Consider the following 2,204-nt stretch of genomic DNA (forward strand, 5'->3'; position numbering starts at 1 on the left):
TGAAGAACATGCTGACCATATAGGTTTTAAGTGTATTAGAGCTCAATAAAATCACCAATCAAGGGGTTTCATTAACTACCCAGCTGATGTCGTAGCGTGGCAACTCAGGAGCTGCTGTAAACACTCTATCACTAGGTGACAGAACTCTAAATTGACCGCGCCTATTCAAAGCCTCACAACCTGTTTCCCAGTTTGCACACCAGATACCAAGTGCAACAGCAGCATAATACCGCGAGCTGATGGAGGCGAAGAAATCAAAACGAATGAGGTTTTCTTCACCATTTTCCTGCTTTGTAATTGCGACACAGCGTGTAGTTTGCCCATTGTATGACGAGGGCGACCACTGGCAAACCTCATAACAGCGTCCATAAACACTATACGGATTGGCTTGAGTATCCAATGGCGTATTAAATGACGGGTCGGAAAAAAACAGTTCCGATAACGGTAAGCGTTTATGCATTAAACGATTAAAGAAGCGAATGAATAATGGTTTATACATCGAATTATAGCCGATTGCACAAACACAAATGACATGATCGTTTGCTGGGTCGATCTTGTCATTTAGATGTTGCAGAATGCTTTTATTATCGGCGCCTGGTCCTATCCAACAAGTCGCAATACCCATACGAGTCGCTTCAATCACAATTTTTTGCAAACTCCGACCAACATCAATAATTGATAAGCGGTTATATTCCTTCGGGGCAATGGCTACCAAAAATTCGTGCGCACCAACAACGGGCCAAACGGTTAATGGTGCCTTGATATATTCAAATCGAATCGGTTTTTTCCCAAGCAGTTGATTTTCCTGGCTATGAAGCTGTACTGCTTTGAGTAATTCGGCATGGTGTTCCGCTGTTAAATTACGAGATTGAAATGAACGGCATGATTGACGTGATCGCATCAAATCAAATGCATCGAGATGATTTTTATTTGGAGGTATTTTTTCGGTGGGGTGTAGTCCATATTTAACCATGATAATCGTGCCAACCAGCGCGATACTCAACAATGTAGCTAAACCAAGTGGAATCCAAAACAATAAAACTTGCCAATGCCCAATTAACCAACCGACTACAGTAATCAGCAGTAGCATCAATATCCATGTTGCATGAATAATATATTGTAACCAACCACTAAATTGAAGTCTCAGTTTAAGCTTCCATAGCGCACTATCTTCAAAGGACCATTGTTTTTCTAATGGCATATCAATCCCCTATTAAAATAATTTTTTGCTAAAATCAACTTTTGATAAAGTATGAACAATCTCTGACTAAGTGGCACCTAACGCCGCCAACACAGGCCGAGCGTAGCGAGGTCCAGTGCAATGCGCATTTTGCATTGCACGATTGTGCTTGGCTTTGTTATGAGTTTTGCTTGCAACATGCTACAGCCCCAAGCCCTCTTTTACTTCAATAATCATTTTTGCAATATTCATGTCGTGTTCCGGCGCTGCAGATAAGCCCATACTTTCCGTTGAGACTACGCCTAGATATTTAGCAATTGCATCAGGCGAATCACTTTCCATTGCATAAGCGAAAACTCTTGGCAGGTAAGATTGATACTCGTCCCTAGCCCAGTCTCCATCTGAAATTCCAATCGGATCCCACTTATAGAAAAGAATCTCATCAATTCTTTTATAGAGTTCCAATTGATCTGGCGGTAGCTTCTTTCCCATTACTTACTCATAACGCTTCAAGAAGAGGCGTGCGTTAGCACGTCCTTCTTGCTTGACTTGTTAACCCATTCCACATTTACTTTGAAATTATTACCACAGTCAAAATTTGCAACCTGATTACTGCTAACAGAGATAACATCTGATTCACTCACACTTAAATATTCGAATTCACCCACTCGATTTACCACACACCAATAACCGATAAATGCTATTTGTGCGCTGGCTTCATCAAGTACCACTGCAGTAACCTCTAGTTTGAATGAAATATTTTTTCTGTCTTCAGAAATCGCATTGCTTACTTCGATAATGTTTTCTGAGCTAATTTCTCGACTAACAGTCCCTTTTTCTGTCTGCCATGAAATTTTCACTGGCAAATCGAATTCTTCAGCATTTGATTGCAAGGTAAAAAGAAATAAAAGAATTGGCAATGGTCTTCTCATAGCTTCACGCAAGGGTTAACGCCTTTATAACGGGCAGCCTGTGGCGAAGCCACGCTTTAGGCTGTCCAGCCACGAAGTGGCGTTCGTTGATA

The 2,204-nt window shown here is 41.2% G+C and carries 3 protein-coding genes; all 3 read right to left on the bottom strand.

Annotated features, from left to right (window positions below; all coding sequences use genetic code 11):
* Positions 1-58 precede the first annotated feature (58 nt).
* The 3 genes from Q4Q49_RS21990 to Q4Q49_RS22000 all read right to left on the bottom strand — a co-directional run bounded on the left by Q4Q49_RS21990 (position 59) and on the right by Q4Q49_RS22000 (position 2,124).
* Positions 59-1,201: a nitroreductase family protein gene (locus Q4Q49_RS21990; protein WP_312000440.1), complete on the bottom strand. Its 1,143-nt coding sequence runs from the start codon at positions 1,199-1,201 to the stop codon at positions 59-61.
* Between the two features lie 180 nt (positions 1,202-1,381).
* The gene (locus tag Q4Q49_RS21995; protein WP_312000441.1) at positions 1,382-1,672 is read right to left on the bottom strand and encodes a hypothetical protein; all 291 of its coding nucleotides are present in this window, start codon (positions 1,670-1,672) and stop codon (positions 1,382-1,384) included.
* Between the two features lie 17 nt (positions 1,673-1,689).
* Entirely contained in the window at positions 1,690-2,124 is a 435-nt protein-coding gene (locus Q4Q49_RS22000; protein WP_312000442.1) for a hypothetical protein, read from the bottom strand.
* Between the last annotated feature and the right edge of the window lie 80 nt (positions 2,125-2,204).

This window comes from Shewanella sp. SP1S1-7, assembly GCF_031932105.1.
GTDB classification, from domain to species: domain Bacteria; phylum Pseudomonadota; class Gammaproteobacteria; order Enterobacterales; family Shewanellaceae; genus Shewanella; species Shewanella baltica.

Excerpts from the sequence above, each read along its gene's own strand:
- Q4Q49_RS21990 (WP_312000440.1), bottom strand. The coding sequence starts at position 1,201 with ATGCCATTAGAAAAACAATGGTCCTTTGAAGATAGTGCGCTATGGAAG.
- Q4Q49_RS21995 (WP_312000441.1), bottom strand. The coding sequence starts at position 1,672 with ATGGGAAAGAAGCTACCGCCAGATCAATTGGAACTCTATAAAAGAATT.